The organism is Sphaerochaeta halotolerans, assembly GCF_003429665.1.
In the GTDB taxonomy this organism is placed as follows: Bacteria; Spirochaetota; Spirochaetia; order Sphaerochaetales; family Sphaerochaetaceae; genus Sphaerochaeta; species Sphaerochaeta halotolerans.
Genome location: NZ_QUWK01000012.1, coordinates 42,619 through 68,241 on the forward strand (window position 1 = coordinate 42,619; position 25,623 = coordinate 68,241).

Genomic DNA, 25,623 nt, shown 5'->3' on the forward strand with positions numbered 1-25,623 from the left:
AAGGTTGTCATAACGTCAACATTGGTTCGTTTGCCATTGAAATAATATGCAGTGCGTTCTATTATATCCTTTATGAAAAAGAGACTTGTTACTTCTGCACTTCCCTATGTAAACAATATTCCGCATTTAGGAAACCTTACCCAGGTTCTCAGTGCTGACGTTTTTGCCCGTTTCTGTCGACTGAAAGGGTATGAAACACTCTATATATGTGGTACCGACGAATATGGTACGGCGACTGAGACACGTGCCCTCAAGGAAGGGATAAGCCCTCGGGAACTGTGTGACCGCTACCATGCCATCCATCGTGATATCTACGAATGGTTCAATATCGGTTTTGATTATTTCGGACGGACAAGCACCGAGGCACAGACCGAGATTGTCCAAGATATCTTCAATCGGATGGATAAGGCAGGCTATGTAAATGAGCATGAGATGGAGCAGCTCTACTGTCCAAAGTGTGAGCGATTCCTTGCAGACCGCTTCGTTGAGGGAACCTGTCCCCACTGCCATGCAGAAGGTGCAAGAGGTGACCAGTGCGACAACTGCCAGACTTTGCTTGATCCCATCGAGTTGATCGATCCCCACTGTGTTGTCTGCGGTACTACGCCGGTGGTAAAGAAAACCAAACACCTCTACATCGATCTTCCAAAAGCCCTTCCTCTGTTGGAATCTTGGATGGAGAATGCCAGTAAAGAAGGCTTCTGGGCAAACAATGCCATTCAGGTGACCAAGTCGTGGATTAGGGACGGTTTGAAAGAACGCTGTATCACCCGTGACCTGAAGTGGGGTATTCCTGTTCCCAAGCCTGGGTACGAAAAAAAGGTGTTCTATGTCTGGTTTGATGCTCCCATTGGGTATGTTTCCATTTCAGCCAATGCCACCAAGGATTGGAAGAAGTGGTGGTTCGACCCGGATAACACGGAACTGTTTCAATTCATCGGGAAAGACAATATTCCTTTCCATACCGTCATATTCCCTTCCTGCCAGCTGGCAAGTGGGTTGGATTGGACCATGCTCCATCATATGAGCAGCACTGAATACCTTAATTATGAGGGTGGAAAGTTCAGTAAAAGCCTCGGTATCGGTATTTTTGGGAATGATGTGCAGGATACGGGAATCCCGGCTGATGTCTGGCGGTTCTACATGTTCTACAACCGTCCGGAAAAAAGTGACGTGACGTTTACTTGGGCTGACTTCCAGGAAAAAGTGAATGGTGAGCTTATCGGCAACCTCTCCAACTTGGTGAACCGCACCTTGACGTTTGTTAAACGATTCTATGAGGATGAAGCACTGTTTGATGCACCCATCGATAGTGACTTGCATGCGCAGATTGTTGAACGTGAGAAAAAAATCGATTCGTTCATGGAACGAGCAGAGGAGCGCGATGCACTTCGGCAGATCATCAGTCTCTCCTCCTTGGGAAACAAGGCGTTCCAGGCCGGTGAGCCTTGGAAGATGCATAAGGAGCAACCGGAAAAAGCAATGAGTCTGCTCAAGACTCTTGTCTACCTGATTCGTGACCTGGCAGTGATGGTTCAGCCGTTTATGCCGGAGACTTCCTTGAAGATGCTCTCCTTCCTCCATGCTGAGAATACTAATTGGAATGACCTTGGCAACTGGGAAGGTATTCAGGGTATCGGTGATGTCTCCCTGCTCTTCACCAAGCTTGAGGATTCGCTGATTGAGCAACTACGCACCCGCTTCAGTGGTTCTCAGGAAGAGCGAGAACAAAAGAAAACCAAAGAATTGGAGAAAACCATGGATCAGAAAGAGGACCAGGTAAGCCTGGCTGAACAGTTTGCGAGTCGAGTAGTGCTCAAGGTCGCAAAGATTACCAATGTGGAAAAACACCCCCGTGGTGATAAACTTTATATCCTTACCCTTGATGTAAAGGAAGAGGAGCCAAGGACTATTATCAGTTCCATCGTTCCCTATTACAAAGAAGAGGAGTTGCAGGATCAGAATATTGTCTTGGTTAGCAATCTCAAGCCGGCAAATTTCCGGGGAGAGAAGAGTTATGGAATGCTGCTGGCCGCAAGTGACCCGGATGCAGAAGAACATACCACCTGTGAAGTGCTCTTTGCACCACAATTTGAAGTGGGAAGTGTGCTCACCCCAGAGGGTTTTTCCCCTGTGGAGGAAAAGCTTCCGTACATAAAGGCTGACCACTTTTTCTCCATGCCGATCTATACTGAATCTGGGGTGGTGAAAATAGACGGGAAACCGATAGGAAAGGATGGGGTAGCCCTGACGGCAAAAAAATATTTGAATGGCCCGGTAGGTTAAATATCTATCAGTAGTCTTACTATCTAGATAAGGATTTTGGGGGCCAGTACTGGCCCCCAAATGTGGTATAAGGGGGAAAAAGCATGCATATCCAAAGAATCGCAACCAAAGAGCTTTCTTCTGAGGGTGCCGTGTTTCAGAGCAGCGTCTGGGCTGAGGTGAAACAACACTTTGGTTGGAAGAGCTATGCCTTTTTGGTTGAGACAGAGAATTCGGCTTTTACCCTGCTCGTTCTCATCAAACAGATGGCACCCCTCTGTTCTTTGGCATACATTCCCTTTGGGCCTCCGCTTTCATTGCTGAAGCTTAGCCAAGTCGGAGTATTCCTGGAAGATCTTGCAAAACAGATTCGGAAATTCCTCCCAAAAGGAGTGTTCGCACTCCGTTATGATTTGCCTTTTGAGGAGGTGAATGACCAGAACGTCATGACCTTTCGAACAAGAAGGTTGAGAACGCTGGAGCAGAGTGTACAGCCTGAAGGAACGGTCAGAATCGATCTCCAGTGGGGGTATCATGCAGTGACACTGGGATATAGAGAGCGGGCAAAACGGGCACTGCGAAAGGCTGACCAAGTGTTTCAGGTTCGTGTACATGATGGAGATGAGGCGTCTTTTCTTGCTTGGTATGACGTCTACCTGGAAACAGCACGTAGAGATGGATTCAGTCCCAGGTCAAAAAAATATCTTCGTTTTCTCTTGATGCCATTCTCTCATGGTAATGAAGATTTCTCGTCAGAGCTGTTGCTGGCAGTTGAAGGAGAGAAGATTGTGGGAGGAATCATCGTGTTGTTCAGCCCTTCCGAGGCAATCTATCTCTATGGCGCATCCCAGAGGTTCGATGGCATTTCCTGCTCCTACCTATTGCAGGACTTTGCGATTAGGATGGCTTGCGAAAGAAAGTGTCGTGTCTATGACTTATATGGAATCCCCGGTCCGAAGGGTAGGGCAAGCCATCTTGCAGGATTGGAGATATTCAAACGTTCTTTTGGTGGACAACCCTATTACCGCACTCCCTCGACCGATTATCTGTATAATCGGGTTACTTGGCATGTCTATTCACTTTTTGAGATGATGCGTTATCAATCAAAAAGGAGAATCAAGATTCAAGGAGAAGCCCTACCAAGTTCTTGAATTGATTTCCTCGATCGAACTCATTTGCAAACAGTTCAAATGAAGCACTCCCTGGAGAGAGCAGGATTGCTTGTACAAGATTCGGTAGCTCCTGTTCCTTCTTCCGTGCCATTTCATAACTCTGCTGGAGAGCATCCCCCATGGACTTGAATGGACCATAGTAGGGAATATTATGTTGCTCGAGGAGAGGAATCAGCTTATTTTGGGTGAAGCTACCGTCAAGCAGGGAGACGCTACTGGCGCTTTGTAACTCTTCCAGCATTCCATCGGCCTCGAGGTTTTTGTCTGTGCCGCCACAGATGAGATGCACTGCCATGGTTCTGAATTTTGCATAGGAGAAATGCACTGCCTCGGGTATTGTTGCTGCACTGTCATTCACAAAGAGGATGTTGCCAAGCATACCCAATTGTTCTATGCGGTGAGGAACTCCTTGGAAACTCTGCAAGGCTTTAAGGATGCTTTTGTACTTGAATCCCAATGCAAGCAGGATTGTATAAGCGCTTCTGAGGTGTGGCTGTTCTTCCAGTACCTTTGCACTTGCTCGGTCAATTCCACGAATATGGTGTTTGTCCAATTGGGTTTGAGTTTTGATTCGTTTGAGCATTACATCGGGGATGACCGCCATCTTGATATTGTGCGTGAATAGTTGCAGTTTGTCCTCAAGATAGTGTTCTATAGACTCATAGGAGTTCAGATGATCTGGATAGAAGTTGGTAAGTGCACAGAGCTCCATGACAGGAAGCTGTCCATGCATTGCCTGTACCGTGTCGCGAATCTGCCAGGAAGAGAATTCACAAACAAGGTACTCGGGAAGTGCTCTTCCTTGCTCATTTCGCCTTTCCCACTCCCTGAGAATACTGAATCCGCTGATTCCCATATTCCCACACTGCATTGCCTCATACCCATATTCCTGTAATACATGGGCGACTGCAGCACTGGTTGTGGTCTTTCCTTTTGTTCCGGTAATACCGATGATCTTAACCTGTTCACACCAAGGGGAGCTGAACAGCCAGGCAAAATCATTGACAACCATGCGAGCATACTTGAGCATGGGGTGGTTTGGGGGTATGGCTGGATTTTTAACCACGATATCAGCCCACAGAAAATCTTCCGAACGATGTGGTCCAGAGATGCATAGTGCCCCTCGTTGGGTAAGATCTTCCATTTCATACCCAAGATTACAGGTTCCCTTCAAATCTGTAATTCTTACTTCATCTCCATGGTCAAGGAAATATGAGGCTGCTGCAAAACCGCCTCCATGCATTCCAAGGCCGAAGATAAGAACCTTCATGTGCCACCCCCCGGATGCCTCTATAGTAAAAAGAAAGCGGGAAGAGAGCAAGTGAATCGCAACTGAAAGCGCAGGAATTTCGCTCTTACAGATACCGAAAAATTCTATAACGTACCCTATTGACGTTGATTTATCTTCCCTGCATAATAGACCGGTAATTACAAAGCCAGTCGTATTCGGGCTCTACCGAAAATAGAGACGGTTGGTAAGGAGCGCTATAGTGCCTTGTGGAAGAAAAAGAAAGAAGCATAAGATTGCTACTCATAAGAGAAAGAAAAAGCTCAGAAAGAATAGACATAAGAACAAATAGTCTGTTCAAGTAGACTTATACTTCGTACCAATGTACAAAACCGTCGGTCGCTCCGGCGGTTTTTCTATGGGAGCCACAAGCTAAAGCTTGATGGGAGAATGAGATTTGTTGACCAATCCATACAATGTATGGTAGTGTATGCAAACACCTCTTTATCCGCTCTTGAGGGCGGATCATAAAGTCCGTAAGGAGGAACCATGAGAAATTATGAGTTCACTGTTATTTTCAATGCAAACGAAGATAACACACAGGCTGGTTTGGAATTCGTGACCAGCACATTCGCAGCTGCTGATGTAGAAATTACAAAGCAGGATGACATGGGCGTCAAATATTTGGCCTATGATATCAAGAAGCAAGAAAAGGGACATTACGTCTACTTTGAAATGAAGGCAGATCCCAGTAGGATCCTTGGCTTCGAGCAAGCGTTCTTGTTGAACCAGAACATTTTGAAGTTCTTGTTCGTAAACCCTGAGAAATAAAGACTAAAGAATGGGAGCAAAACCATGGCAAATGACCTGAACGTAGTCGCATTGGTGGGCCGTCTTACCAGAGATAGTGAGCTTCGCTATTCAAATGGTGGTATGGCTATCTGTCATTTTTCCCTAGCCGTCAACCGGAGGAAGAGGTCGGGTGACAATAAGTGGGAGGATGAAGCAAACTTTTTCGACTGTTCGATGTTTGGCAAGAGTGCCGAATCCCTCAACCAATATCTAGAGAAGGGTAGGCAGGTTTCCATTGTCGGTGAGCTAAGGCAGAACCGATGGGAACAGGACGGCCAAAGTCGGAGTAGGGTTGAGATTGCCGTGAATTCGTTGCAGCTCCTCTCGAGTCCCGGTTCTACCGATGGTAGAAACACCTCTCGTCAGAGTGGACAACCACAAACGAGAAACCAGGGGTCTTATGGTTCACGGCCAGCTCCCCAGGATACCGCCTCTCCCTTGGATATCGGCGGACCTGAGCAGTTTGACGACGACCAGATCCCATTCTAAGACTCTGCCTTCTGGCAGATGATGTTGCAAGGAGAAACATATAATGCGCGATGACGATAACGATTCCATGAATAATGACGGAAGAAACGGAAGAGACAGAAGAGGGGGCGGACGCAAACCCAGTTTCAGAAAAAAGGTTTGCAAATTCTGTACCCAGAACCTTACTCCAGACTACAAGAATCCTGATATGCTGCGGCGCTATATAACCGAGCGTGGCAAGATTCTTCCTGCCCGTATCACCGGTTGCTGTGCCAAGCATCAGAGGGCTGTTACTGCTGAGATCAAGAAGGCACGTGTACTTGCGTACCTTCCGTTTGAGAAGAAGTAACTTGTGTTAGGTGCCATGAACCAGCTTGATACCAAGATGTTGAAACAGGGATTGTTCCTGACGGCGGTGAGCTATGCGCTCTCCCGTTTGTTGATCGGGAACCTCCTCTTCACCATCCCCTTGATGGTTCTTGCACCGAAGTTTTCCAATCGAAGGGAAGCGTTGTTTCCTGTTGGCTTGGTAGCTGCTTTGCTCGTGATTACCGAGTTCGTCAGGGCAAGAGGGTCTTTAGGCAGTCCCGAAGGGCGCTTGTTGCTTGTGGTTGGAATGTTCATCCCGATTGTACTCTTGGTAGCCTGCGCAGTATGGATTGCCTTGGATGACAAGCGTACATTATACCGCTATCTGGCATCATCCTTGTTTGGGATTGTTGCTTCGGTTGTGGTGGTTGTTTGGTTTACAAGACCTAACGAGGCGCTCCAGAAGGTAGACTCAGCAATGTTTGAGACATTCCGTACGCTCCTCGGAGGGACGAATGGTGGAACACAAACCTCCATTGAAGCATCTGGTGTTGCATTGGAAAGTTTGTATCGAACGTCTGTGATGGCAATAGGAGCCATGTTGGCTCCGCTCTGCATGGTGTTGGTTGGGTTCACGTCTTTTGTGGCGATGAGCTACCAGGCCCGGTTTGACGGTTCCTTCAATGTGCGGGTTTCCCATTGGAGGGTTCCGGAAGTCACCCTTTGGGTGTTTCTTGGTTCTTGGGCACTGGTCCTGCTGTTGATCCTGGCAAAGACTCCCTACCTGTATCGGGCGCTTGCGTTGCAAGCAGCGCTGGCAAGTAGTGTGTTGTATGCGGTGCAGGGAATGGCAATTGTAGTACATTTTATACTGCGAAAAGGCATTGCCGTGAACACGACTCGACTGTTTGCCACGATGTTCCTCTTGGTGTTCTTGATTCCTGGGGTGAATGTGCTGGTTGTCTTTGTTCTTCCCTTGTTGGGGGTAACAGAGACTTGGATTATGTATAGACGTAATGAGTAAGGAGTGTATCCTATGAAAATTATTCTGAATCAGGATGTAGTCAACCTCGGTGAAGAGGGAGACGTTGTAGTTGTAAAGAGCGGGTATGCCCGTAATTATCTGCTTCCAAATAAGATGGCTGTGATGTTCAACAAAACAAACCAAGCCATTTTTGCAAGCCGTACTGCAGCTATCGAAAAGCGTAAGGAAGAGAAGCGTGCTGCAAGTGCAGGCCTGAAAGAAAAGCTTGATAATGTTGTAATCACCATGGTTGTTTCAGCCGGTGAGAGTGGCAAGCTTTTTGGTTCGGTAACTTCTGCAATGGTGCAGGAAGCACTGGCAAAACAGGGCATTGAAATCGAACGCAAGAAGATCGAGGTTCCTACCCATTCAATCAAGATGGTAGGTACCTATTCTGTTCGTGTCCATTTGTACGAGGATGTGAGCGCGGAGATCAAACTCATCGTTGAGAGCGAGAATGTCTTGAAAAAACGACAAGCTGATGAAGCCAAGGCAAAGGCAGAGGCAGATAAAGCAGAAGCAGCTAAGGCTGCACAAGAAGCAAAGGCCGCCAAAGTTGCAAAGGAAGCTGAAGAGGCTGAAGCTGCAGCAAAGGAAGCTGAAGAAGCTGTCATTGAAGAGGCTGAAGCAGAGAAAGTAGAAGAGTAAGGAATATGGCGTCGAATAGTATGCTAGGGCGCGTTCCTCCTCAGAACGAAGAGGCCGAACGTGCAGTTCTTGGGGCAATCTTGCTCAATGAGAAGGTCCTTGTAGAAGTGACCGATTTTTTGAGCAAGGATGATTTTTATAAAATTGCCCATCAACAATTGTTCGACGCCATCCTTTCATTCAGACAGGAGAGTACCGAAGCACTCGACCTGATTACCCTCAGTTCCTATCTGAAGCGTAAGAATCAGGTTGATCAGTGTGGTGGTCTCTCCTATATTTCCACCCTCACCAGCGACGTACCCACCACGACGAATGCTGCTTACTATGCAAAGATACTGAAAGCGTTGAGCCAGAGACGCAAACTTTTGTTGTTTGCCTCAAAACTCAAGGATAATGCCTTTGATGAGTCACAGGATATACAGCAGGTTATTGATGAGGGAGAGCAAACCCTTTCCAAGTTGAATAATGAAACTGCCGGCAGTGATGCATATCAATCAATCAAGGATCTGATTACCCAAACCATCACCGATATTGAGTACCGTACTACGCATGGGACAAAGAATGGCTTGGACAGTGGGTATACCTCATTGGACTCCATCACTGGTGGTTTCAAAAAACAAGAACTTGTTATTGTAGGTGCACGGCCGTCAATTGGAAAAACAGCATTTGCACTTTCCATGACGCTGAACATGATAACCAAGATGAAATACCGTGTCGGGTTCTTCTCCTTGGAAATGAGTGCAGCAAGTTTGATGGAACGGTTACTCACCGGACACAGCCGTGTTGATTTCTCTCACATTCGTAAGGCTACTTTGAAGAACAGTGAGATGAGTGCCATCGTCGATGCATCAGGATTGCTCTATGAATCGGAGCTTTATATTCAGGATACGCCTAATATGAAGCTCATGGAGCTCCGGGCGCAGGCGAGAAGAATGAAGTTGGAACATGATATCCAGATTCTGTTTGTTGACTACATCGGCTTGATCGATGCACAGACAGACGCCCGTATTCCACGCCATGAACAGATATCCATTATCAGCCGAAATCTGAAACAGCTTGCACGTGAACTAGATATACCCATTGTCTGTTTAAGTCAGGTTGGCCGACAGGCGGATGGGGTAGAGCCAAAGCTCAGTGACCTAAGAGAGAGTGGATCCATCGAACAGGATGCTGATGTAGTCATTCTTCTTCATCGTGAGGTTGGTAAGAACCGTACTGATAGTGAGGAAGAGCGACAGAAGAATAACATCCAGGAGACAAAAATCATCATGGCAAAGAACAGAAATGGTGAAACCGGTGTTTTCTCTCTTGCCTTTGTAAGCAATATTGTTCGTTTTGAGGAGATGGAGTTCAGCCACAAGTATGTGGCAGGCAACAATCCTAACGCCTAAGGGCTAGAAAGTGTCTTACATCAGCGAGTGTGAGTACCAAAAACAATACAATCACAAACGCAACTCCTATGAGCTGGAGATAATAGTAGGTTCTAGGTTGCATTTGTTTCCTGGTTATCCATTCAACCGTAGCGATAATAATCTGTCCGCCATCAAAAGCAGGGATGGGGAGTAGGTTGACCACTGCCAGGGAGATGGAAACCACTCCCATGAGATATAACAATCCTCGAATACCACTTATTGCGTTGTTCTCAAAGCCAAGTGTGGTAATATCACCAATCATCAGCGCAGAGCGAGCTATCCCTGTAACTTCTGAGCGGATGTCTGCATCTCTCCGGGAAATCAGGTTGCGTAGCGATGTGATGGTCTCTTGTGCTATACCCAATCCTTTACGTATTCCATTGAGAAGATTGAACTGCTCATCCTGCCCCTCTCGTGTGTCCACTTCAAGCGAGAAACCAAGGACAATTGCCCCCATTTCGTTGCGATTGGGTATGAATCGCAAGGTTCTCTTTTCCTTGTTCTCATTCTCGACGGTGATGGAAATCTCATCTTCTGTATAACCATCCAATTCAGAGAGGAGATCAAGCTGGTTTTCTACAGGAATTCCTGCAACACTGACAATTACGTCCCCTTTTTTCAACCCCTGTTGGTACTCAGGGCTTCCATATCGCACGGTTCCAATCTTAAGCTCCTGGATTGGGGTCAACCCATAACGGAATCCTCCCTCGAGCGTTGGGACACCCCTCACTTCGATATCTAGAGAGACATCGTCACGTGAAATGGTGAAATTCTCGAGTCCTTTGCTCTCGGCGAGTCGTGCTTCCAGGTCTTGCCAGTCTGTAATCGGTTTTCCATTGAGAGCAATGATTCGGTCGCCTTTCCTCATTCCTGCCTCATATGCCGGACTCACTTGGTATTTGAAAAGGGTCGGATATTCTGAGGTGGTAGCAATTACTGCCTCGGTGGTGATGATCTGTGTTGGTATGCTGGCTAGAATAGCGTACAAGATGGCAGCAAAGAGAAGGTTGGCTACCGGTCCACTGAGATACGTAAGAATTCTTCTTGCAGGATGCGCTGAGAATAGAGAACCTTCTTCAGTATGAGTGAATTGCTTTTGTTTGTATATAAGCGCTTGGCTCAGGTCATCAGAACCTTTGAGCCTGCAATAACCACCTAATGGGAAAAGGCTGATTCGATATTCGGTGCCCTTATGATGGGTGGAAAGAAGTTTGGGGCCGAGACCAAACGAGAATATCTCAACATCAATTCCATTGAGCTTTGCGGTCACCAAATGTCCTATTTCGTGTATAACCACTACGATGGTAATTCCCACCAACCCTATGAGATATTTCACCAGGATGGCAGTTATTCCACTCATAGGTAACTTCTTGCAATATTTCGAGCTTGCTTGTCAAGGGCAAGGATCTCTTCAAAACTTCCTACAGTCTGATCCCATGGGTGTTCCAATGTTTTTTGGACAACCTCTATTAATTTTGGATAAGAGATGGTTCCCCCTAGAAATGCCTGTACTGCTACTTCATCGGCTGCATTGAAAGCAAGGGCACTGGATCCCCCTCTTTGGAGGACTGCGAAGGCCAGACCCAGAAGCGGAAACCGTGCTAAGTCAGGTTTATAGAAATGGAGGGAAAGATTGCTGAAATCCAATGGGGTTACCAGTGATGAATGACCATTTCCCAGTGCATTGATGATGGGGAGTGTCATGTCAGGACTGCCTAGTTGTGCATAGACTGCACCATCAGTGGTACGGACCATGGAGTGAACAATGGACTCTGGGTGGATGACCACTTCTATCTTGTCCGTCTCAACATTGAAAAGGTACGAAGCTTCGATTACCTCAAGAGCCTTATTTGCCAAGGTTGCACTGTCGATGGTTATCTTTTTCCCCATGTTCCATGTGGGATGGGCAAGGGCTTTCTCGACGGTAATTGCAGCGAAATCCTTATTGGGCAGAGTTCTGAAAGGTCCACCACTCGCAGTAAGGATCAAGCTCGCAATAGAACCCGGGTCACGTCCTTTCAACAGTTCCCAGATTGCAGCGTGTTCACTGTCTACCGGAATGATGGATGCGCCATGCTGTTTTGCAACTTCAAAAAGATATGACCCTGCACATACAATACTTTCCTTGTTGGCAAGGGCAAGGTCAAAGCCACACATGAGCGCAGAGAGAGATGCTTTCAGCCCCTCGAACCCTGCAATTGCGTTCAAAACAATATCTGCTTCAAGAGATTGCAGCATCTCATGCAGACCACTGAAGCCTGTATAGGTTTTCACTCCCTCTACAGCAGTCAAGGAAGAGCCGGTTGTGCAGAGGGCTTCTGCTTGAAACTCATGGGCTAGAGAGAGCAACTCCCTTGATCGGGTATTGCTGGATAGTCCCACTACTCGGAAAGGGAGGGATTTGCTGCGGATTGCCTGAAGTGTCGTGGTACCGATGCTGCCGGTACAGCCAAGGATTATTATCCGTTTCATGCGATGTAGAAAAGCGTTAAAAACAGCCAGTAGATTGGAGCACTGGCAAGCATTGAGTCAATGGAGTCCAGTAGTCCTCCACGGCCAGGGATAAGGGAGCCACTGTCTTTGACTTTTGCAGAACGCTTGAAGGCACTCTCGATCAAGTCGCCGATATTTGCAGCTAATGAGGTTGCCAAACCAAGCACCACTGCCATCAAAATGGGAATATCTTCTTTGATGCCAGGCACAAACAGGCAGTATAGTACTGCAAGTACCATGGCACTGAAGGTTCCTCCAATAAAACCAGCCAAGCTCTTGTTCGGGCTCACCTTCATGATTCCCTTGTTCTTTCTACCTAGGGACATGCCGAAAATGAAAGCAAAGATATCATTACCAAAGACCAGCAGGAAAAACAGGATCAAGGACACAGAGGGGTGAGGAAGGGTAGTGATGCGTAGGATGAAGGTAATGAGGATTCCTGGGTATAAGATAAGAAGACTCTCTCCACCAATACGTGAGAGAGACTTTGAGAATTCATCCTTATTCCCATTTCGGAGTTCTGCACTGAAAAAAAAGAGTGCCAGCAAGACTACCGTCAGATCTACCAAAGGAAGATTTGGTACAAAGGCAATTTCAAACCACTGGGCAAGGGGAAGCAATCCTATAGCCCAAGGAGAAAGATGCAGTGTAGTCCCTTCAGCTTTCTCGTACAGCCCCTTCAGTTCCTTTGCTCCATAGGTTGCAGTCAACACTGCGAGAAGAGAAAGGGCAAGGTATGAGTATTGGGGGAGTAAGAAAACGATGATAAAAAGCGTTGGAAGGGTTATTATTGTAGTGAGAAGTCGCTTTCCCATTGATGTCATTCTACCCCCCCGAATTTTCTTACCCGCTTTCCATAGTCTCTGCAGATTCTTCGAATGTCTTCTGCGTCCCAGTCAGGCCATAATTTTTCATAGAAAGCAAGTTCAGCGTAAGCGCTGTCCCAGAGTAAAAAATTACTCAAACGTTTTTCATTTGCACTCCTTACTATCATATCGACTGGAGGAATATGAGGCAAGTCCAAATTACTGGCAAGTGCATCTTCAGTAATCGTTTCTCCGGGATGCGTTGCCATGAAATGATTTACTGCACGACAAATCTCGTCTCGTCCGCCATAGTTCAAGGCGATGATTGCGGTAATGGTTGTATTGTTGCTCGTTTCCTTAACAGTGACATCCACTGCTTGCTGTACTTCCGAAGGAAGGCCGCTGAGATTACCTCTTGCCAAAATACGGATTCCATGGCTGTTGTAATAACCAATCTCTCCATGGAGCTTGGAAACGAAAAGATGCATCAGATAGGAAACCTCTTGCTTGCTCCGTTTCCAATTCTCCGTAGAGAATGCATAGAATGTGACAAACCCAATGCCCTGTTCGGATGCCTCACGGATGACCCGCTTGACAGCCTTCAAGCCTTCTAAGTGTCCGGCGGTTCTGGGTAGTGAGCGTTTTTGTGCCCAACGTCCGTTACCATCCATGATAATACCTAGATGGACAGGGACAATAGGTTGTATCTCCATGTTCTAGATCTCCATGATTTCCTTCTCCTTCTCTTCTGAGAGGGAGTTGATCTGTTCGACATAGGAGTCTGTCATTTTCTGGACTTTGCTTTCACCATCCTTGAGCTCATCCTCGCTGATATCACCGTTCTTCTGCAGTTTCTTCAGCTCATCGATTGCTTCACGCCTTATGTTGCGGATAGCAACCTTGCTCTGCTCGGCAGTGGATTTTGCATTCTTTACCAGCTGTTTGCGTCTCTCTTCATTCAATGGGGGGAAATTCAGTCTAATCAATTTTCCATCATTGTTCGGGGGAAGTCCAAGATCACTCTTGAGGATAGCCTTCTCAATTGCTCCGAGAACACTTTTGTCCCAAGGCTGGATAACAATTGTCCTTGCCTCGGGAATGCTGATGGTTGCGACCTGGTTGATCGGCGTTTCTGCACCATAATAGTCGACTCGAATCTTCTCCAGAAGGGAGGCTGAAGCTCGACCTGTGCGCAGACCAGCAAAATCCCTTGAGAGGCTCTCAAGACTTTTTTGCATCTTACTTTCACATGTGTCCAATACCTGTTGCATACTCATCTCCAATAAAACGACCGCTCACCAAGAGTGAGCGGTTTGTATCAATCGACTACGCTTAGACGCTGCAAGATGCAGCACCAGCGCGCAGAAATGCATAATCAACGATTTCCAAGGAAGCACCAACTACCTTGCTTATCTCTTTTGCCTTCTTTTCTACAGTCATGGAGTCGTCCTTTACAAACGGCTGCTGCAGGAAACAGATTTCGCTTAGGTGTTTGTTCAGCTTGCCCTTGATGATACCTTCGACAACCTTTGCAGGCTTGTCAAGCTTCTCGGCCTGTGCAGCAAATATCTCAGTCTGCTCCTTGATATAGAAATCATCAACAGCTTCGGTATTGAGATAGGAAGGGGTGAACGCAGCAACATGCAATGCACAGTCGTTTGCAAACTCCTTGACCACTTCATTCTCGAAAATCTTCTTGTCATCTGATTTGAACTTAACCAGGACAGCAAGTGCACCATCTCCATGAATATAGGTACTGGCAAACTCATTGTCACCAATATCGAATACGAGAATCTGCTTGATGGCCATGTTTTCCTTGATAATGGTAATCAAGTCATTGACCATACCTTTCAGTTCGTCGTTTACTTCACGGTAGCCTTTCTCAAGTGCTACGGTACAGATATTCTCTCCGAGTTCAGCAAACTGTTCGTTGCTGGAAACGAAGTCAGTTTCACAGGAGAGCTCAACCATGACAGCCTTGTCTTTTCCGACTTTCACGAACACACGACCGTTGTTGGTAGCGCGGTCCTGTCGCTTAGCAACAGCGGCCAAACCCATCTCTTTAAGAATCTTCTCTGCAGCAGCAAAGTCCCCGTTTGCCTGGGTCAGTGCCTTTTTGCAATCCATCATACCTGCGCCGGTAATATCGCGCAGTTTTTTTACTACTTCAGCGGTAATTGCCATGCTTCACTCCTTAGTCTTTGTACAGGGTTTCTTCATCTACGAGGAGGTCTTCAGAATCAGTTTCATCCTCAGTTGCTGCCACTTCTTCCTTCTCTACAGTTTCTTTTTCTTCAAACTTGGAGAATTCGGCACCCTCTTCAGTGGAGAAGACAATCTCCTCGGCCTCTTCAGCAGTTTCCTCAGTCTCTTCTACCTTCTCTTCCTCATCATCACCACCAAGTGCTTCAATAATCTGGATTCCTGCTTCGTTGTCAGCGTCGACAACAGCGTTTGCGATGATTTCCACAAAGAGGCTGATAGCACGGATGGCATCATCATTGCCAGGAATTGGATAGGTGATATCCGTAGGGTCACAGTTGGTATCGACGACCGCAATAACAGGGATACCAAGACGCTTTGCCTCGGTGACAGCAATAGCTTCCTTTTTGGTGTCGATGATGAAGAGGGCTCCTGGGAGCTCTTTCATATCCTTGATACCTCCAAGGTTCTTCTCCAGCTTTGCCTTTTGCTTGGTGAGCAGGGAGACTTCTTTCTTGGTAAGTGACTCGAATGTACCATCGATTTCCATCTTTTCAATCTTCTTGAGTGTTGCAATGGACTTCTTGATGGTTGAGAAGTTGGTCAGCATTCCGCCGAGCCAACGGTTGTTGATGTAAGGCATGCCACAGCGCTTTGCTTCAGCTTCAATAGCTTGCTGGGCCTGTTTTTTGGTACCTACAAACAGAATAGGCTTGCCCTGCTTAACAATTGCTCGTACAGCGTCATATGCTTCGACGATGCAAGCAGAAGTCTTCTGCAGGTCAATGATATGGATGCCGTTTCTCTGGCTGAAAATGAAACGGGCCATCTTGGGGTTCCACCGTTTTGTCTGGTGGCCGAAATGTACGCCTGACTCAAGCAGGCTCTTCATGGTTACTACGGACATAATCCTCCTGTCTGACAACACAAACGACCTATATGTCTCCCTTTGTGCGTCACCCTTCTACTATTACTCACCTCTAGGGGTGGAGATTCCTCTGTCACTTTACGAACAAAGGTGCACCCAGTATTTCAGAAATCTGCAACAATGGCAAGCCTATAACAGTAGCTTCATCCCCATCAATCCTTTCAACCAGATCTCTGCCAGCACCTTGGAGACGATAGGAACCAGCAGCCCCCCTCCACTCTCCTGTTTCCAGATAGGATCTGATGCGTTCTTCTCCCAGTCTTTTGAAGCAGACCACGGCAAGATCAGTTCCACTATACAGGTGGTCTTGATACCAAAGCGCCCAACCTGAGTGTACCTCATGCTTTCTCCCATCGAACTGGGAGAGCTGTGCGAAAGCCTCCTCCCTGTCCTTGGGTTTTCCTATCAAAGACCCTTGGAAAGAAATCATGGTATCGCAGCTGAGAACGGGAATCTCATAGCTTGGGTGAACTTCTCGGAAGGTTGCAAGTTTACGTTTTGCAAGAAGTTCCGTAACCTTTGCTGGATCAGTTTCACTATGGGTTTCATCACTCCCGGTTGCATGTACCCTCACCTGTACTCCAAGCGACTCAAGTAATGCTTTCCGTGCCACTGATCCACTTGCCAGGATCAAAGAAGGGAGTAGTGTAGCAAAATCAGCCAATTTCTGCCTCCAGTATCTCTATCGTTTCGCTCAGCTCAAGCCAAGCATGTTCCTCAGCATGCAACTGCTCGCTGAGTGTTTCTTTCTTCTTCACCAGGCTGGTGATACGCTGAGCGTCACTATAGTTCTCTTCTTTTGCCATTTCTTCTTCTACCAATGCAATTGATGCTTCCAGTTTTTCATGGTTCTCCAGGAGTTTTTCACTCTGTCTCTGAAGCGTTGCCAGCCGATTCCTCATTTTGTTTGCTTCTTTGTAGGAGCGGGCCTGCTTGCTCTCCGTTTGTACAACCGTAGAATTCTGTTTTTCCACTTTTTCTTTCTGCTCCAACTTATAGGAGAAGTAGGAATAATCCCCATCAAAGAGCTCAGGAGGATTTTCGGTTGTAAGGTAGAGTATCTTGGAGGCAATGTGCTTAATGAAGTAGGCATCGTGGCTGACAAAGATCATGGTTCCATCATACTGCTTCAGTGCCTCGTTCAGCATCTCTTTTGCATTGATGTCCAGATGGTTGGTTGGTTCATCCAAAATGAGGAGGTTGACTGGATGCAGAAGGATCTTGAGCAATGCCAGTCTGCTTCGCTCTCCTCCACTCAGCACAGAGACTGACTTGAATACATCGTCACCACTGAAGAGAAAAGAACCGAGGTAAGTACGGAGTTTGGGAAGATCATGTGTTGCAGCGACGCTGGAGATTTCCTCCAATACGGTATTCTTGGGATTGAGTGTCTTTTCGGTATCCTGGGCGAAGTACCCGATACTTACCCCGCTTCCCATCCGAATTGTTCCCTCATATTCAGTATCTTGCCCACTGAGCATTCTCAGCAGCGTGGACTTCCCCGTGCCATTCTTCCCGGTAACTGCAATTCGTTCCCCTTTTGTGGCAAGAAATGAGAAATCTTCAAAAATGACCTGCTGGCCATAGCGTTTGCTTAGATGGTCGATGATGATGACATCATTGCCGCTGTGTGGAGCGGGGGGGAAGGAAAAAGAAAGCTGCTTCAGATGGGAGGGGACTTCCACCAGTTCCAGTTTCTCCAGCATCTTGATTCTGCTTTGGACCTGTTTGCTCTTGGTAGCCTTGTACCGGAACTTCTCGATGAACTGTTCAGTTTTCTGCAACTGATCCTGTTGCAGCTTGTAGGCGGCTTCCAGCTGCTGTATCTCAAGTTCACGTTGTTTGATATAAGCACTGTAGTTGCCGCTATACCGTTTGAGTGTACCATTGAATAGTTCATAGACTTCGTTGACCGTCTCATCGAGAAAGCTCTGGTCATGGCTGACGATCATAAGGCCCCCTTCGTAGACCTTCAGGTAGTTCTTCAACCAATAGATGGCTTCGATGTCGAGGTAGTTCGTCGGTTCATCGAGCAACATGATGCCCGGATTTTCGACCAGAATTTTTGCAAGGGCGATCCGCATCTGCCACCCCCCAGAGAACTCACTGCAAAGACGGTTCATGTCTGCCATGGTGAATCCTAGACCGAGCAAAACCTGTTCTATGGTTTGTTTTCGGGAGAAATATCCCTGTTCCAGCAGATATTCCTGGATTTCAGCAAGTCTGTGTAGAAGCGGTTCAGTGGAAACAGTAGGATCACTGTCAGCAAGTTGACTTTCAATTGCCTGTTGCTCCCTGCTTAGCTCCTGGAACCGAGAGAAAGCTTTCTCAACTTCCTGGTAGACGGTTCCTGCTGTGAATACAATATCACTTTGGGGAAGGTAGGAGATTCGTAGGTTCTTGGAGGTTGAAATCTGCAGATCATCTGCACTCATTTGTGCGCTGATTACCTTGAGCAGCGTGGATTTTCCGCTTCCATTTCCTCCTGCCAGTGCACTCCGGCTCTGTTCATTCAGGGTGAAGGAAACATCCTTGAGGATATCCCGGTCCCCAAAAGCAAGGTGTACACGTTGGACTTGTAAGGTAGCCACACTCTCTCTCCTTATACTAAAACGGGTGTTGAAAAGCCCGGTGTTTGACGGTATGATTACCTTAACACAAGCATGTGTTCGGTGACAATCCACCAGAATCCAGGAGGTTTACAGTGCTTTGCCTAACTCTTACCGGCTCTACCTTGGAGGAGGACCGGGCTTTGGTGGAACGCAACCGGGGGTGGATTGCACTCGCAGAGTTGCGGCTCGACCACCTGCTGCCTGATGAACAGAAGATAGCCTCCTCTTTTCCCTCCACCGTAGATCTTCCGGTGATCTTGACCATGCGTCGCAAAGTGGATGGTGGAATGTGCAGCGTACCGGAAAAACAGCGCCTGCAGCTTCTCTATGAGGCAGCAAAAGGTGATTTTGCCTATGTCGATATCGAGGACGATGTAAAGAAAAGTGACTTGAAATTCAAGGATCCACTCTTTGAGCAGAAAGTGGATCTGGAGCATTCACTCAGGACACGCGGGGTACGGATCATCAGAAGCTATCACAATTTTGAGTGTGTCCCTGCGGACCTGTTTGGGAGAATTCACAAATTAGCAGCAAAGGGAGACATTCCAAAAGTGGCCGTTACCCCTGGAAACATGATGGATGTCATTACGCTTTTCAGGGTCCAGCAGGAACTTTCCAGTCTTACAGAAAAGATTGTGATAGGCATGGGCCCTTATGGTGTCTGCACCCGTATCCTCTACAAGAAGTGTGGATCCTTGCTGAGCTTCTGTTCAGACAGCCAGGCGGCACCCGGCCAACTCAGTGCCCAGAGTATGAGTGAGCTGTACCGCTCTGACAAGCTTGATGAGAAGACACATATCTATGGGATCATCGGGAACCCGGTCAGTCATACTTCTTCGCCCAACATCCATAATCCTGGCTTTGAGGCAATCCGCTATAATGCGGTCTATGTACCATTTCTTGTAGATTCGGTCAGAGCTTTCTTCAAGCTTGCCGAGATGCTGCAAATACATGGGTTTTCCGTAACCGTCCCCCACAAGCGGAGCGTGCAACCCTACTTGGGACGCATCACCCGCGAGGTGAAGCAGATCGGATCGTGCAACACTGTTGTCAGGATCCAGAACATGTGGAAGGGAATCAATACAGATTATTACGGATTCCTAGTTCCCATCGAGGCCCTTATCGCACAAGGGGAGATCAGAAATGCCTTGGTCATCGGTGCCGGTGGAGCGAGTAGGGCAGTAGTCTGGGCTTTGCACAACCATGGAGTGAAGGTCACCATACTCAATCGCAGCATTGAGCATGCGCGGACCTTGGCAAATGAGACGATGAGTGCATACGATACGCTTGAGAATGCCTACCTCTACAGTGAGACCGTTGATCTTGTGGTGCAGACAACCAATGTAGGAATGGGGGATCTCATGGGGCAGGAGCCTTGTCCCTCCCTGCATTTCTCAGGCAAGGAATTTGTGTACGAATTGGTCTATAAACCAGAGGAAACGGTATTTCTCAAGAGAGCCAAGGAAGCTGGATGCACCATCATCACTGGAAAACAGATGCTGATGGAGCAGGGTAAGCTTCAGTTTGAGGCGTTTACTGGATACCACTATCCCCATTGGGTGGATGTAGTGCTCTAGATCAGTCAAGCAAAATGAAATCTCACAAGACGAATCAGGAATAATTTGCTGACCGGCAAGATTTTCACCTCCATGGAGGGCATCACTGCTGCCTTGAGCAGTGCTTCCTTCTGTGGCGTAAAAGCGAGTTCCAAGGCCTGTACAATCAATTCCTGGTCAGGGAGTTGCAATTCCAGGAGGATGTCCTTCTTTCCCGCGGCCTGCTTGCAGAGGCTTACTTTTCCTTGGTAGTCGAATCCACCAGCCTCGAGAATGGGGTTGAGCACCTGAGGCACAATCTGGGAAGGCAGAAGGATGGTTCTACTCTGAAATCGATGTTCCAAATCTTCCCGTTCTGCCTTGGAGAGATCTGCCTTTGCGATGGCTTGCCTTAATGATTCATCAAGGAACGCTTTGGCTACTGGTTTTAGGGGATGGCAGGCAAGGGGAGTGAACTGACTCAGTGTTTTAGCTTTGCCAATTCGATCTCTAAGAATCGGGAGTTCTTTCTTCTCCAAGATTTCAATTCTGTCAAAGCTCTTCGTGGCACCAACCAGTTGGCCGGCATGCTTCAACACCTGTCTCCAGATATCCTCGCTGTCTCTCCGCATGATGAAAATGGTGGGAGAGAGCGTGACAAGCCGGTGTTCCGAAAGAGAGGGAAGATTGTGTATGAGATTTGCGGTCCGCTGATCACAAGAGAGGACCATGCCGTCATAGATGGTAATATTCTGGTAACGCTCACTAAGCATTTCAAATTGTTTGAGCAAGGACATGTTCATGCCTCTTGCGCTGTTCGTTTCAAGGTACTCCTTGATTGTAGGATAGTCCAATGAAGAGTCGAATGCCCCTAGCATACTCTCTTTCGTGATATGATATGTTCTTTGATGGTCCAATACCTCAAGATAGGCAAACCTGTAGAGAATGTCCCCCGCAGGACAGTTGCCTTGGTAACTGATTGTCTGGTCACTGTCGATGAGCAGAGCGGTACGTTCCTGTATTCCACTGATGGCAGAAACCTGCCAGTTCTCATCCAGGGTCAACACACCCCATGTGGAGAGTTCATTGAGGAGGGTGGCTGTGTAGGCTACCTGGTAGCGAAGGCAAAAACCCTTGATCAGGAGTTTGAGGGCGGTGGTATCACATCCTCCGAGAGTTTGTAGTGTTGAGAGCAGGGCATTGGCAAATTCGAGCGGTGCAGTACCTTCGAGGTTCCTGGAGAGCAATAGGCAGAGCAACTGATAATCGGATAAGGAAAGCAGTGCCTCTGCTTTTTGCCAGTCGAGTGTACAGCGTCGGGCATCCCGAACCAGAACGCCCATCTCTGTGAGATATTCACCCAAAGCTTGATACATCTCCTTGAGTCGGTCGCGCTCATAGGTGGGGAAGTGTTGGCTGATGCCTTCATGATAGATGCACTTTCCTTCTTTCGCCACCAATGAGAAAAAACCCCGGAGGAACTCAGTGGAACAGTAGGGAGCTTCCACACAGTGGTGTTCCTCCTCGCCACACAGTGGACGTAGCGAACAATATTGCAGCAATTGGTCTTCCAGGAGCGGATTGAAAACCAACCTTCCTGCATCACTGAGCAGTATCATGCGTTCTTGCAGGTTGCCAACTCGTCTCAGAAGGTTCCCGTAGCTGAATGTTCCTTTGAGTAGCGAAGTGATCTGTTCCACAGTAAGCGAGCCAAAAGTAGCTAACAGACTTAGGATTACCTGGTCAAAGGAATCAAGCATGGAGAGCGTTTTTTGGACCATTGACTCCTGACTGAATAGCTGACAGAGCTTAGTCGTCAACTGCGGTTTGTGGAAAGGCGACTGGAGTTTTCCCAGATAGTTACGTGCCAAATAAAAATAGGTATCTTCGCTATAACGGCTCAGTAATGTCTTGAAAGCTTCTTGTGCTCTTTCGTTCACGTGTCCCATACCTCTATCTCATAGGAATAGCCTTGTTCTGCAAGGAATTTCTGGCGATTGGCGGCAAACTCTTCCTCGCTGGAATAGCGTGTCACTACAGAATAGAAAAAACTGGAGCGGTTCTTCGGCCTGAGAATCCTCCCTAGACGTTGTGCTTCCTCACTACGCGAACCGAAGGTACCACTGACTTGAATTGCAACTGAAGCATCGGGAAGGTCGATTGCAAAGTTTGCGACCTTGCTGACGACCAGAATGCGTTGTCTCCCTTCCCTGAAATCCCGATACAACGCTTCTCGTTTTATATTCGGGGTACTCCCTGTGATGATTGGTAGTCCAAAATGGTCCGCGATATTCTTCAATTGATCGAGATACTGGCCTATGATGAGAATGAAATCGTCAGGATGGCGATCCACCAATGCCTGTACCACTTCCAGTTTACGTTTGTTCTCACTGGCAATGCGGTACTTCTCCCGTTTCGTCCCTATCGCATACGGTATTTCCTGCTCCTTGGGAAGGTCTATCCGTACTTCATGACAGTATGCCTCTGCGATGAATCCCTGTTGTTGCAACTCATTCCAAGGGACATCAAAACGCTTGGGACCAACAAGACTGAATACCTCATCCTCACGCCCGTCTTCCCTGACCAAGGTTGCTGTAAGTCCAACACGATACACGGCTTGCAACTCTGCGGTGACTTTAAACACTGGGGCTGGAAGCATATGTACCTCATCGTAGATGATCAAACCCCAGTTCCCTTTGGTAAGCAGCTCAAGATGCGGGAAAGGTCCGTCCTTGTCCGGACGGTAGGTGAGCACCTGGTAGGTACACACAATCACCTCCTTGCTCTCCTTCTTCTCCCCTGTGTATTCCCCTACTTGGTCTTTTTTCAAGGTGGTCTTGTCCAATATTTCATTGATCCACTGGTGTACAGCAGCCACATTGGTTGTTACTATCAAGGTTTTGGTGGTGAGTCGTTCCATGATATGCAGCCCTACCACTGTTTTTCCAGAACCGCAGGGAAGGACGATGGTTCCAAACCCGCTTCCAGGGCCCAAATCACCCAACAAGGCATCAGCTGCCTGCTTCTGGTAGGGGCGTACCGTGAACGGTTTGCCACCGAGGGTTGTATCCCTGAGGGATACGGGTACGAGAGGTCCATGGTTCAATGGAATCCTGTCATCAACCGGATAGCCGATCTTGATCAACTGCAGCTTGATCTCTCCACGGTTGTACGCTGCAAGAAGAAACCGCGATTCATCCTTTACAATCAAAAGCTTGGCAATAGCCTGTCTGTTCAACAGTTCAGTTCTGATACGTTCGCTCTCAACCCAAAGTTCATAGTAGCTCGGGTCATCGCTGCTTGAGAGCACAACCTTCCCCCAACGTGTAGCCATATCCTCTATGTAAAATCGTACCGATTCAGGTACCGGGAATTTTGACCAGTAATCAAGCCGTGAGAGGATGAAGGATACATCCACTCCACAGCTTGAGGCGTTCCACAGGCTGATGGCGCTCAAGGCATAGGTATGCATGTGTTCCGGGCTCTTGATCAGCTCGCAGAACCGGACAAGATCATTACGACACGCTTCACTTTGTTCATGGTGAACATCGAGAAGCAGGGTTTTGTCACTCTGTACAATAAGTGGGGTATCTTGCATCATGCCTTCCCGAATGCGGTGTAATAGAGGTCAAGCAGGGTGATTGCGACCATTGATTCGATGACCACCACAGCCCGGCTGCAGATGCAGGGGTCATGCCGTCCTTCAATTTTCAGAGTAGTGGTTTCATTATTCTTGGTGACCGTCTGCTGTGGTTTCCCGATAGATGCAGTTGGCTTGATTGCAGCCTGCAGGACAATCTCCTGCCCGGATGAGATGCCCCCGAGGATTCCTCCAGCATGGTTGGAAAGGAATCCATCACTGGTCCGTTGGTCATTGAACTGGCTGCCACGCATGGATGCACAGGCAAATCCATCACCGAATTGGATTCCTTTTACCGCCCCTATGCTCATTACGGCATGGCTGAGCAATGCTTCAAGTTTCCCGAATACCGGCTCACCAAGCCCCGGCCTCACTCCCTCAACCCTGCATTCTATAATACCGCCAATGCTGTCTTTCTCGTTTCTCACCTGTTCAATGAGAGCGACCATTGATTGTGCGGCTTTCCGGTCAGGACAGGAGAGTGGATTATCCGTTTCATCCCAATGCCTCTCACGGGCTATGACCTCTCCAACCTGTACCGTACCTGCTTTGATGGTGATGCCACGTTTTGCAAGGAGTTGCTTTGCCAATGCCCCGGCCGCCACCCGAGCGCTGGTTTCTCTTCCACTCGATCGCCCCCCGCCACGGATATCCCTGATCCCGTACTTTTGGGCGAATGTCCAGTCTGCATGACCGGGCCGGTATACATGTTCAAGATGGGAGTAATCGGCGGAACGCTGATTGGTACTGTAGAGAATCATGGCGATCGGGGTGCCTGTGGTGAAACCTTCATAGGTACCACTGAGAATAGTCAGTTTATCAATCTCATTTCGTTCAGTTCCTGTCGGGTTTGCACCAGGCCTACGACGGTCCATCTCCTTCTGGATGGCCCCCTCATCAATCTTGAAGCCTGGTTCGACCCCATCGATGATGACTCCCAAGGCAGGACCATGTGACTCACCAAATGTGGTGACGGTATATGCTGTGCCAAAACTGTTGTGTCCCATATCAAACCTCGATTTTCAGTCTATCAACCAGGAACCGCGCTGTATCGCGGACGTCCACATAATTGGGTAATCGTACCATGATGTCACAAATGTTGCTATAGCGCTCATGTCTCCGTTTATAGAGCGAAGCGAAGGAGGCCTGGGGAGATGAAGGGTCGAGAAAGGGTGGAATTCCTCCCTCCAGGATTCGCTGCAGGAGTACTGACTCATCCACTTCCAGATAAACAAGCTTTCCCGATTGCTTGACCAGCTCAATCAAGGCTTGGTTGTCCGAAGCCCCTCCCCCCAGACTGATGATATAGGGTGTTTGCGTGGTGCTGAGAAAGGTCCTGAGTGCCTTGACTTCCTCTTCCATGAATGCCTTTTTGCCTGCTTGCTGATAGAATTCGCGGATGGAACGGCAAGGAACAATATTCTGGAGGACCAAGTCATCCAGATCGATCCAGGAGTAATCCAATGCTTTGGCGGCAAGCTCTCCAAGCGTGGATTTACCGCTGTGCTTGATTCCGCAGAAGTAGAGGTGTCTCATATTCATCTCTGGTCGAATAAATCGGTCCATGATGCACTGTAGGCATCAATGATGGGCTTTGTTGCTGGAGCCTTGGTATAATATTGTCTTCTTCGTTTTTCCTTTCGGCCTTGAATCATCATTTCCACTGCCATCTGATAGCGTGCTTCATGCAGGTTTTTTCTCACTTGTTCCTCATAGTGGTTCACCCTGATGGTTTTCTTCAAAGCGTAGTGGAAGGTAACAATCATGGCATACCAGAACAGTGAGAGCAGCAAGGGCTGTAGATCGAGATAGGAGTAGGGAAGGCTTACCCGGGCAGTATTGCTTGCCACTTGGTAGAGTTTGAGTGCATTCGGCCAGAGAATGAAAAGAGTAAGAAACAGTGGCACAATCCAGTAGAGTCCCTGGCGTGAAAAGAGGAAACGCAGGCAGGCTGCGAATGCCAGGAAGTTCAAGAGCAGGCAAACCAAAGGGAGTGCATAGATTTCAATCATGGTTCCTCCGCTATCCA

General features: G+C 47.8%; 24 protein-coding genes. 9 read left to right on the top strand and 15 right to left on the bottom strand.

The genetic code is table 11. The annotated features are described in order from the left end of the window. Nucleotides 1–72 precede the first annotated feature (72 nt). Nucleotides 73–2,286, top strand: coding sequence for a methionine--tRNA ligase (gene metG, locus DYP60_RS11070; protein WP_117331079.1), 2,214 nt, complete (start codon nt 73–75; stop codon nt 2,284–2,286). Nucleotides 2,287–2,369: 83 nt separating this feature from the next. Beyond that, nucleotides 2,370–3,416: a lipid II:glycine glycyltransferase FemX gene (locus DYP60_RS11075; RefSeq protein ID WP_117331080.1), complete on the top strand. Its 1,047-nt coding sequence runs from the start codon at nt 2,370–2,372 to the stop codon at nt 3,414–3,416. Here the strand turns inward: DYP60_RS11075 and murD are convergent. Next, nucleotides 3,382–4,707 carry a UDP-N-acetylmuramoyl-L-alanine--D-glutamate ligase gene (gene murD, locus DYP60_RS11080; protein WP_117331081.1) on the bottom strand — a complete coding sequence of 442 codons (1,326 nt, stop codon included), beginning with the start codon at nt 4,705–4,707 and terminating at the stop codon, nt 3,382–3,384. The two genes, DYP60_RS11075 and murD, sit on opposite strands and share 35 nt — an antisense overlap. 507 nt (nt 4,708–5,214) lie before the next feature. Between murD and rpsF the strand changes: the two genes are divergently transcribed. The 6 genes from rpsF to dnaB are packed head-to-tail and all read left to right on the top strand — an operon-like array spanning nt 5,215 to nt 9,357. After that, complete coding sequence (gene rpsF / locus DYP60_RS11085; RefSeq protein ID WP_117331082.1) at nt 5,215–5,496, top strand: 30S ribosomal protein S6; 282 nt, start codon at nt 5,215–5,217, stop codon at nt 5,494–5,496. Between the two features lie 24 nt (nt 5,497–5,520). Then, entirely contained in the window at nt 5,521–6,006 is a 486-nt protein-coding gene (locus DYP60_RS11090; RefSeq protein ID WP_117331083.1) for a single-stranded DNA-binding protein, read from the top strand. A gap of 43 nt (nt 6,007–6,049) precedes the next feature. Further along, entirely contained in the window at nt 6,050–6,334 is a 285-nt protein-coding gene (gene rpsR, locus DYP60_RS11095; RefSeq protein WP_117331084.1) for a 30S ribosomal protein S18, read from the top strand. A gap of 15 nt (nt 6,335–6,349) precedes the next feature. Further along, complete coding sequence (locus DYP60_RS11100; protein WP_117331085.1) at nt 6,350–7,318, top strand: YybS family protein; 969 nt, start codon at nt 6,350–6,352, stop codon at nt 7,316–7,318. Nucleotides 7,319–7,330: 12 nt separating this feature from the next. Beyond that, nucleotides 7,331–7,966, top strand: coding sequence for a 50S ribosomal protein L9 (rplI, locus tag DYP60_RS11105; RefSeq protein ID WP_117331086.1), 636 nt, complete (start codon nt 7,331–7,333; stop codon nt 7,964–7,966). Nucleotides 7,967–7,971: 5 nt separating this feature from the next. Beyond that, a complete protein-coding gene (dnaB, locus tag DYP60_RS11110) occupies nt 7,972–9,357 on the top strand; it encodes a replicative DNA helicase (RefSeq protein WP_117331087.1) in 1,386 nt (461 codons plus the stop codon). Here the strand turns inward: dnaB and rseP are convergent. The 9 genes from rseP to DYP60_RS11155 all read right to left on the bottom strand — a co-directional run bounded on the left by rseP (nt 9,347) and on the right by DYP60_RS11155 (nt 18,398). Continuing rightward, the gene (gene rseP, locus DYP60_RS11115) at nt 9,347–10,738 is read right to left on the bottom strand and encodes an RIP metalloprotease RseP (RefSeq protein WP_117331088.1); all 1,392 of its coding nucleotides are present in this window, start codon (nt 10,736–10,738) and stop codon (nt 9,347–9,349) included. The genes dnaB and rseP overlap by 11 nt on opposite strands. Next, nucleotides 10,735–11,850 carry a 1-deoxy-D-xylulose-5-phosphate reductoisomerase gene (gene dxr / locus DYP60_RS11120; RefSeq protein WP_117331089.1) on the bottom strand — a complete coding sequence of 372 codons (1,116 nt, stop codon included), beginning with the start codon at nt 11,848–11,850 and terminating at the stop codon, nt 10,735–10,737. Before dxr ends, rseP begins: the two co-directional genes overlap by 4 nt. Beyond that, nucleotides 11,847–12,686 carry a phosphatidate cytidylyltransferase gene (locus DYP60_RS11125; RefSeq protein ID WP_240622873.1) on the bottom strand — a complete coding sequence of 280 codons (840 nt, stop codon included), beginning with the start codon at nt 12,684–12,686 and terminating at the stop codon, nt 11,847–11,849. Before DYP60_RS11125 ends, dxr begins: the two co-directional genes overlap by 4 nt. A gap of 5 nt (nt 12,687–12,691) precedes the next feature. Next, complete coding sequence (gene uppS / locus DYP60_RS11130; protein ID WP_117331091.1) at nt 12,692–13,390, bottom strand: polyprenyl diphosphate synthase; 699 nt, start codon at nt 13,388–13,390, stop codon at nt 12,692–12,694. Between the two features lie 3 nt (nt 13,391–13,393). Beyond that, nucleotides 13,394–13,948, bottom strand: coding sequence for a ribosome recycling factor (gene frr, locus DYP60_RS11135; protein ID WP_117331092.1), 555 nt, complete (start codon nt 13,946–13,948; stop codon nt 13,394–13,396). A 61-nt stretch (nt 13,949–14,009) separates the two neighbouring features. Then, the gene (gene tsf, locus DYP60_RS11140; RefSeq protein ID WP_117331093.1) at nt 14,010–14,861 is read right to left on the bottom strand and encodes a translation elongation factor Ts; all 852 of its coding nucleotides are present in this window, start codon (nt 14,859–14,861) and stop codon (nt 14,010–14,012) included. A gap of 10 nt (nt 14,862–14,871) precedes the next feature. Next, nucleotides 14,872–15,786 carry a 30S ribosomal protein S2 gene (rpsB, locus tag DYP60_RS11145; RefSeq protein WP_117331094.1) on the bottom strand — a complete coding sequence of 305 codons (915 nt, stop codon included), beginning with the start codon at nt 15,784–15,786 and terminating at the stop codon, nt 14,872–14,874. A gap of 94 nt (nt 15,787–15,880) precedes the next feature. Then, the gene (locus tag DYP60_RS11150; RefSeq protein WP_117331095.1) at nt 15,881–16,471 is read right to left on the bottom strand and encodes a Maf family protein; all 591 of its coding nucleotides are present in this window, start codon (nt 16,469–16,471) and stop codon (nt 15,881–15,883) included. Continuing rightward, complete coding sequence (locus DYP60_RS11155; RefSeq protein ID WP_117331096.1) at nt 16,464–18,398, bottom strand: ABC-F family ATP-binding cassette domain-containing protein; 1,935 nt, start codon at nt 18,396–18,398, stop codon at nt 16,464–16,466. Before DYP60_RS11155 ends, DYP60_RS11150 begins: the two co-directional genes overlap by 8 nt. 113 nt (nt 18,399–18,511) lie before the next feature. On the opposite strand from DYP60_RS11155, the gene aroE reads away from it, so the two are divergent. Then, complete coding sequence (aroE, locus tag DYP60_RS11160) at nt 18,512–19,996, top strand: shikimate dehydrogenase (protein WP_117331097.1); 1,485 nt, start codon at nt 18,512–18,514, stop codon at nt 19,994–19,996. 5 nt (nt 19,997–20,001) lie between these two features. Here the strand turns inward: aroE and DYP60_RS11165 are convergent, their stop codons facing one another. Genes DYP60_RS11165 through DYP60_RS11185 form a run of 5 tightly spaced genes read right to left on the bottom strand, consistent with a single transcriptional unit; the run spans nt 20,002 to nt 25,606 of the window. Beyond that, nucleotides 20,002–21,903: a hypothetical protein gene (locus DYP60_RS11165; RefSeq protein WP_133299337.1), complete on the bottom strand. Its 1,902-nt coding sequence runs from the start codon at nt 21,901–21,903 to the stop codon at nt 20,002–20,004. After that, entirely contained in the window at nt 21,891–23,552 is a 1,662-nt protein-coding gene (locus DYP60_RS11170) for a DNA repair helicase XPB (RefSeq protein ID WP_117331099.1), read from the bottom strand. The genes DYP60_RS11165 and DYP60_RS11170 overlap by 13 nt, the downstream gene beginning before the upstream one ends. Next, nucleotides 23,552–24,601 (bottom strand): chorismate synthase, encoded by a 1,050-nt coding sequence (aroC, locus tag DYP60_RS11175; protein ID WP_117331100.1) that lies wholly within the window; start codon nt 24,599–24,601, stop codon nt 23,552–23,554. The genes DYP60_RS11170 and aroC overlap by 1 nt, the downstream gene beginning before the upstream one ends. A gap of 1 nt (nt 24,602) precedes the next feature. Further along, nucleotides 24,603–25,160 carry a shikimate kinase gene (locus DYP60_RS11180; RefSeq protein ID WP_117331101.1) on the bottom strand — a complete coding sequence of 186 codons (558 nt, stop codon included), beginning with the start codon at nt 25,158–25,160 and terminating at the stop codon, nt 24,603–24,605. Then, the gene (locus DYP60_RS11185) at nt 25,133–25,606 is read right to left on the bottom strand and encodes a hypothetical protein (protein WP_117331127.1); all 474 of its coding nucleotides are present in this window, start codon (nt 25,604–25,606) and stop codon (nt 25,133–25,135) included. The genes DYP60_RS11180 and DYP60_RS11185 overlap by 28 nt, the downstream gene beginning before the upstream one ends. Nucleotides 25,607–25,623: the final 17 nt, after the last annotated feature.